Origin of the sequence: Acetobacter fallax, assembly GCF_011516735.1 — a bacterium.
Taxonomy (GTDB): Bacteria; Pseudomonadota; Alphaproteobacteria; order Acetobacterales; family Acetobacteraceae; genus Acetobacter; species Acetobacter fallax.
This window is the reverse complement of sequence record NZ_WOSX01000001.1, coordinates 477,033-484,166: the sequence shown is the minus strand read 5'-3', so window position 1 is coordinate 484,166 and position 7,134 is coordinate 477,033. Positions and strand designations below refer to the sequence as shown.

Sequence of the window (7,134 nt, the reverse complement as noted above, 5' to 3'; positions counted from 1 at the left end):
TCACGAAGGATGTCGAGACAACAATCTCGTCATCCTGCGCATGGTTGATGATTGCCCATATCCGCAGAGTTCTGCGAAAAATCAATCAAACCGCTTTCTGATTCAGGCTCTGAGATTAATGGCCGTATTGTTCACGTAAAGCATATTCGTAACTTCGCATACCAAACAGAGCAGGACTATACACCGCAGTATTATGACGCGGATTTCAGTCTGGACAAACTCAACGCGGTCGATCTTATCACCTCTTACTGGGCCAGTGAAAATATCGCACATGTGTTCCTGACTTTTGGTTTCAAAACGGGTCAGCATCTTGCGATTTCCATTGAAACCAGACGTCAGAAATCATTTCCGTACTCGGTAATCGCGGGGTTTTTTCACCACTATGAACTCTTTTACGTCACCGCGGATGAACGTGATCTTATAGGTGTCCGCACAGATATCAGGCGTGAACGTGTTTACCTGTACTCTCTTCGTCTGACGCCAGCGATACGGGAAAAATTGTTTCTCAGTTATCTGAACGAAATTCACAGTCTGAACACGTATCCACAATGGTATAATACTCTCACAGATAACTGCACCACGGGAATTCTCGCGCGTGCCGGTGCGCGTCTTCGTTACCGCTGGGACTGGCGCGTGCTTCTGAGTGGTCATACCGCGTCACTGGCCTATGATGTTGGGCTACTTGATGACAGCATGAGCTTTGCTGAACTGAAAAGTCACAGCCGTATCTGGCGTCCGAAAGGCGCTGTTCCCGGTTTGAATTATTCAGAAGAAATTCGTCAGGGATCAGAGGGCACGACCGAATGATCTCCGTTGAGGCATCAGAATTAATTTTGTGTAAAAATATTATTTAATATATGCTGTTTATGTCACGTAATTAAGAAGATCTTCCTGGTTTATACAGCCGAATGCGCGCCAGAATGACATCGGAAATAGTCTTTGTTGATGAATGATCATCAATATTACTCAGAAGTTTTGTCAGTGCTTCAAGAGCCTCGGCCTTCCCGACCTGCAGTGCATGATGAAACGAGGCGCAGGCTTGCGTCTGATCACCGGTGAACAGATAAATTCGGCCAAGGTTCAGCGCACCCCAGTGGTCGCCGGCATCTGATGCAGCCTGAAAAAAAATACTGGCAGTCTGAAGATCGGGCGAACCGATACTGCCGTCTTCGTGAAGAAGGCCCAGCATGTTAAGCGCTTTTCCAATGCCTTTTCGTGCAGCCCCGATGTAGTAGTTATATGCTAGGACAGTATCTTTCTGAATGCCCTGTCCTGAAAGATAGAGATCGGCAAGATTGAACATGGCCCAGCCATCACCAGCTGTGGCAGATTCATAAAAACAGAGGGCTGCCTGATTCGGGTTCCTGACCGTCCCCCAACCGCGTTCATAAGCCCTTCCAAGCATGTTGAGAGCCTTTGCATCCCCGCTTCGGGCAGCAGTTTCGAACATGGTGAAAGCCTGTGAAAAATCATTGCGATTAAGGGCGATCTGACCCAGAAGAAGTAAACTTTCGACTGATAATCTTGTCGCGGATGCCCGTGCGACTGACTGATCGCACGGACAGATTTCTTCGCTGCTGCCGGAAAAATCATTTCCGGTCATGTCAGAACGAGACGCCGACATTGCCCAGGAATGTACGGCCGGAGAGCGGAACTGCGCGGCCTGAAGAGAATGAAGATGCGTAATTCAGGTGATCCGTCAGGTTGTTGGCGTTAAACGAGACCCGATAATGCTTGAGTTCCCAGGATACCGTGCCATTGAGTGAGAAATTGTAGGGCATGCGTGCTGTATTACTGACATCCGGTCCTGCCCAGTAACCGGAAGCATATTGCGCACCACCGGCGACTTTGAGGCGACCCCAGTCCTTACTGAGCAACCGATCCGTAAGATCATACGAGGTCCACACCGAAAAATTGTTGTGTGGAACCTGCGGAGCTTCGTTTCCGGATGCTGTGGCGCTGTTTGTGACTTTGCCATCCATATAGGAATAAGAGCTGAAAATCTGCCAGTTTTTGGTAATTTTTCCATTCAACGTAAGTTCTGCCCCCCGGATACGACGTCCACTTCCCTGATCAGCGAAGCCTGTTATCAGATCGCCATTTTCATCGTAGTAAAACGAATTGCTCTCGTTAATCTGGAAGAATGAAAGCGTAGCCCCAAGGCGCTTCTGGAAAAAGTCAGCTTTACTGCCAAATTCGAACAGATCCGAGCGCTGTGGTGAGAAGTTCTTACTGTTCTGAGCGACTTCGCCCGTCGTGGCGCTGTTTGTGACCATTGAGGCGACATCGGTGCCGACAGGCTTATATGAGCGGGCAAAGGTGAAGTAAAATGAGGCCATCTCGACAGGAGAGTAGACAATACTGCCGGACGGACTCCAGCGATCAGATTTCTGCTGCTGACGACTGCCGCCGGTGTCGGTTGCATAAGTACTTTTGAATGCATCCCAGCGGGCCGTGCCGAAAAGAGAAAGCTTTTTCGTAATCTGAATGCGATCGGAGAAGAACAGCCCGACATCGGTCGCATCGGCATTACGAAATCCGGACCGGGGAAAAGTTAGTCCCGGATTGGCGTAAGCATATTGAGGATCACGAATGGTCTGATTGTTAACGCGGTGCGCCCAGCTGCCGTAATAGCGGTCGTCATTGACGTAATTGACATCAACGCCTGCTTTAATGTCATGTTTGATAAATCCGGTTTTAAAACGCGCCTGTCCCATCAGGATGTTCTGTGCTCCCCAGCCTTTCTGCCGGTAGGCAGCACCGCCACCCGCGCCATAGGCAAGAGCCGGATTGCCTCCATTCAGAAACTGTGCGGCACATGAGCCTGAACAGGAAGACGGTGTGGTGGCCGTATATTCACGCTCATATTTTGTAAGTCGGGTATCGTTCGTCAGCGTGAACCAGCGAGTAATTTCGGATTTCACAGCCGATGTCAGGTTATGCACATCAGAGCGATCACGGTCGAAATTCCGGGTGTAGCTCGTATTGCGTGCCAGACCGTGGCTCGTAATCGGACGATAAATACCGTCTGCCAACTGGATCATTGGCACACCGTAATCCGGCTTGCTGTCACCATTCAGCCACTGCCACGTCAGATGCCATGAGGTCTTGCTCTGAAGACCAACAGCCAGATCAACGGCCGTGCCGTAGCGGTTTGCTGTGACGTGGTCACGATCCGCTACATTCTGACGATTATACATGCCGTTTACACGCAGCGCGACGTCATTGCTGATCTGGTAATTGATGTCGCCGGCGCCACGGAATTGCGAAGCGCTCCCGAATGCCTGATCGTAATCATAACTTTCACCGCTATGGGCATGTTTCAGACTTTGATTGATGACGCCACCAACGTTGCCCGCACCGAAATATTCACCTGAAGGCCCTTTGATGACCTGGACACTCTCCATGTTGAAAGTGTCTCGCGTGTAGGTGCCGAAATCTTTCAGGCCATCGGTGTACATATCCTGGCGTGCCTGAAGCCCGCGAATGCGGAACTGATCGCCATTGAGGCCACCATTGCCTTCACCAGTGGAAAGGGTGATGCCCGGCACGTTTGCCAGAGCCTGATCAAGGGTAAATGCTCTTTGCTCCTTAATCAGTTCCTGTGGAATGACGTTGATTGTTTGCGGCGTATCGCGAACAGTCGCTGGCATTCGGGAAATATTCAGAATCTGGCTGTTGGTATTGCCTGATCCGGCATCAGGAGCCGTTTGCCCGTGGACTCTGACGGCAGGCAGACTGATGGCACTGTCGGACGGCAGAGGCTGCTGCGTATCCTGCGCATCGGCTTCACCATCGGTCGCACCTATCCCCACCGAGACCCCGAAGGCGACGGCCAGACGCACCTTTGTGGTCTTTAAAACCGACCAGGCTGAGTGACTCATAAAACTGCTCCTGACGACCCGTAATGCGGCTCGTCTGCTCCATAAGAAGAATGACACGGTTCGTGTGTTTGTTTCGTATATGAAAACGAGAATGATTCGCAATAAATTCAGGGTATAATATTTATGACGAAATATGTCCTGTTGGACGCGAACTTTACAGTTCGGCCCACTGTCTTACGAGGTTATGATAAGTGGCTGTCAGACCAAGAATGGCGGCGTGATCATCCGGGAGACTCTTGCGCGCTTCAATGATCGACTGATCAAAGTCATAGAGAAGCGCACGTTTTGCATCGTCTTTCACCATAGACTGTGTCCAGAAAAATGATGCCCAGCGACTGCCCCGTGTGATGGGCTGAACGCTGTGCAGACTTGTCGAAGGGTAGAGAACCAGATCACCAGCCGGGAGTTTGATGCTCTGCGTGCCGAAAGTGTCCTGAATGACGAGTTCTCCTCCATCGTAGTCTTCCGGTGGCGTGAGAAAGAGTGTGGAAGAGACATCAGTCCGTATTCTGAAACCGGTCCCGGGCACAGGACGAATGGCATTATCAACGTGGGCATGGAAATGCATGCCGGTGTCGTAACGATTGAAAAGAGGAGGGAAGACGCGGAGCGGCAACGCCGCGCTTGTGAATGTCGGATTTCTGCCGAGCGCACGTAAAACCAGCTCGCCAAGTTCCCTTCCCATATCCGAATCCTGCGGAACCTGGAGATTGTATTTTGCTTTGGCGGACTGTTCGCCGGCAGTCACCTTGCCGTCCACCCATGCGGATTCAGAAAGGGCTTTGCGGCAGTAAGAGAGTTCTTCAGGCGTCAGAACATCAGGCACATGTACGAGCACGTCATGATCTTTCGTGAAACATTAAAATATATTTGCGATCCGGGAGCGGTATACCGCCGCGACAGCGGAAGGCTTGCATACCGGGCAGAGTATGCGAGTGATTCGCAGTTGCGAAACTACTCCGGGTTTGCCATAAAGCCAACAGAGAGGAGCACATCCGGCCTGAAAAGCTCTTCGCAGTGTGTCGTCGTAACGGATAGGCACAGAACCTCTGAGACCGTTAGATGCCGCACGTCCCGCACAGGTGCAGGAAACAGTGTTTTCTGTTCATGAAACATCCGGATTCGAATGGCGTCTGCCCCATTGCGCAAAGGCGTAGTGTTACCCATGCCCACTGACATCCCTGCAATCGCAGCCATCACTTTTTCCCCGTGGCACATGTTTCTTAGCGCAGGACCCGTCGTGCGCTGTGTGATGATCATTCTTGCCTTTGTGAGTCTGATTAGCTGGACAGTGCTGATTGCAAGAACCATTGAACTGACAAGATTAAAAAGAAATCTTCGGATTTCTGAAGCAGCGCTTGATCAGGCAGAAAGTCTTGATGGCGGAGAAGAGCTGACTCGCGGCTGCCGTATTGCTCACACGATGGTCGCTGCGGCTGAACTCGAACGTGAGCGTTCCCGTGACATACCAGATGATGGTGAGGGACTGAAAGAACGCATTGCGCTGCATCTTGAGCGACTGGAGGCTGCTGAGGCACGAAGGCTCATGAGCGGGACCGGTATTCTGGCGACGATCGGTGCAACATCACCGTTTGTCGGCCTGTTTGGCACCGTCTGGGGCATCATGACGTCCTTCACAGGTATCGCTGCAACGAAAGCGACCAGTCTTGCTGTGGTCGCTCCCGGCATAGCAGAAGCTCTTCTCGCGACAGCCCTTGGTCTGGTCGCGGCAATCCCGGCTGTCGTAATTTACAATCATCTGGCGAGGCAATCTGCCGGATGTCGGGAAAATGTGGCTGATCTAACCGCTCTGGTCATGCGGCTGGTCTCACGCGACCTCGGGCGTCTGCATTCACGACAAGGCCCCGGTCGGCTTGTCCGGCTTGAAACGCGTGATCAGAGAATTCCGGCGGAATAGGGGAGGGGGTAATGGCCATTCGTATTCGCCATGCGGCTGAGACTGTAAAGGAAATGCATGAAATCAATGTCACGCCCTTCATCGATGTGATGCTGGTCCTGCTGGTGATTTTTATGATTACAGCGCCGCTGACCACAGTGAATGTCCCTGTTGATTTGCCGTCCTCGACCGAGAAGCCGGCACCGCGTCCGGATGAGCCGGTTTTTGTGACGATCAGGGCGGATCATACGCTGGCACTGGGTGAGCAGGACGTCACAGCAGATGGATTTCTTTCAGCGCTGTCCAGCGCGACAAAAGGCAGCAAAGAAGAGCGGATTTTCCTGCGCGCGGATAAAGCTGTCGATTATGGTTCGCTGATGGGAGTGATGGATAAGCTCCGAAGTGCCGGCTACCTCAAAGTCGCTCTGGTCAATCTGCAGGGGCAGGAGGAAGGAGACGAGCCATGAGCATTACGTTTCAGTCAGTCCTGATACCGTCATTGCCTTTCGATGGCGCTGATCAGCGAGCCGGATCATATTCATTTCAGGAATGGTATAAAACCGGACTTCGGCAGGAGGCACGACGAGCAAAACTACTCCGGGGCGCTTCATTTATTGCTGTTGTCACCATTGTCTCTGCCCTGGTGCTGAGCATAAACAGACCACAGACCGCAGAGCCCCTGGCTGCTCCGCCACCTGCAGCAATAGCCATTGATCTGGCGCCGGTGACAACAACTGCCATCATGATGCCAGCCGATGTGCCTCCAGGGCCGCAGCAAATACAATCTCAGCCTGTTGCCGCTCCCGATACTCCGCCTCTGGTTTCCGCGCCACTGTCACCGGCTCCAAATCCGCCAGTTCCCGTGCCCAGGGAAGACAAGCGGCCTGTGGCTAAGCACAAGAACAAAACAGTCCTGCATGTAAAGAAGGTCGTTCCGGATAAGACGCCACCAGCCCGGCAGACCACAGCTCCTCCGTCTGCTGACGCGCCAGCCGCAGCCGTTCAGACCGCATCAGCGCCTGGTGCAGCATCTGCTCATGCATCGCACGATCCGCTTACATGGCAGAGCGCGTTACTGGCGCGCCTGGAACGCTACAAACGCTACCCCGCACAGGCGCAACGCGAGCATCAGGAAGGCACTGCCATGCTCCATTTTCGCATGGATCGGCAGGGTCATGTTCTGGCAGCAAATATTGTACATGGTTCCGGTCGTGCGCTACTCGACGAAGAAACAATGGCCCTTGTGCGACGGGCCGAGCCACTGCCGGTGCCCCCTGACAGTGTAACGGGTGAAATAATAACTCTCACAGTTCCCGTGGAGTTTTATCTCAACCAGAAAGACGACTAATCATA

Annotated in this window: 6 protein-coding genes and 2 pseudogenes; 5 read left to right on the top strand and 3 right to left on the bottom strand. The window is 52.4% G+C overall.

Translation table 11 applies throughout. The annotated features are described in order from the left end of the window. Both GOB85_RS02110 and GOB85_RS02105 read left to right on the top strand, forming a co-directional pair. Window positions 1–101: pseudogene (locus tag GOB85_RS02110) on the top strand (IS5/IS1182 family transposase); the annotation flags it as partial. Window positions 102–114: 13 nt separating this feature from the next. After that, a pseudogene (locus tag GOB85_RS02105) lies at window positions 115–807 on the top strand (Lnb N-terminal periplasmic domain-containing protein); the annotation flags it as partial. 70 nt (window positions 808–877) lie between these two features. Here the strand turns inward: GOB85_RS02105 and GOB85_RS02100 are convergent. The 3 genes from GOB85_RS02100 to GOB85_RS02090 all read right to left on the bottom strand — a co-directional run bounded on the left by GOB85_RS02100 (window position 878) and on the right by GOB85_RS02090 (window position 4,722). After that, window positions 878–1,450 (bottom strand): tetratricopeptide repeat protein, encoded by a 573-nt coding sequence (locus GOB85_RS02100; RefSeq protein WP_277875817.1) that lies wholly within the window; start codon window positions 1,448–1,450, stop codon window positions 878–880. A gap of 154 nt (window positions 1,451–1,604) precedes the next feature. Further along, window positions 1,605–3,884 (bottom strand): TonB-dependent receptor, encoded by a 2,280-nt coding sequence (locus GOB85_RS02095; protein ID WP_173575915.1) that lies wholly within the window; start codon window positions 3,882–3,884, stop codon window positions 1,605–1,607. 154 nt (window positions 3,885–4,038) lie between these two features. After that, complete coding sequence (locus tag GOB85_RS02090; RefSeq protein ID WP_173575914.1) at window positions 4,039–4,722, bottom strand: Fe2+-dependent dioxygenase; 684 nt, start codon at window positions 4,720–4,722, stop codon at window positions 4,039–4,041. A gap of 327 nt (window positions 4,723–5,049) precedes the next feature. On the opposite strand from GOB85_RS02090, the gene exbB reads away from it, so the two are divergent. From exbB to GOB85_RS02075, 3 genes are read left to right on the top strand one after another with little or no spacing between them, the layout of a single operon-like run. Next, window positions 5,050–5,802: a tonB-system energizer ExbB gene (exbB, locus tag GOB85_RS02085; protein WP_173575913.1), complete on the top strand. Its 753-nt coding sequence runs from the start codon at window positions 5,050–5,052 to the stop codon at window positions 5,800–5,802. Window positions 5,803–5,813: 11 nt separating this feature from the next. After that, window positions 5,814–6,248: a TonB system transport protein ExbD gene (exbD, locus tag GOB85_RS02080; RefSeq protein WP_173575912.1), complete on the top strand. Its 435-nt coding sequence runs from the start codon at window positions 5,814–5,816 to the stop codon at window positions 6,246–6,248. After that, on the top strand, window positions 6,245–7,129 hold the full coding sequence (locus tag GOB85_RS02075; RefSeq protein ID WP_173575911.1) for an energy transducer TonB: 885 nt from the start codon (window positions 6,245–6,247) through the stop codon (window positions 7,127–7,129). The genes exbD and GOB85_RS02075 overlap by 4 nt, the downstream gene beginning before the upstream one ends. Window positions 7,130–7,134: the final 5 nt, after the last annotated feature.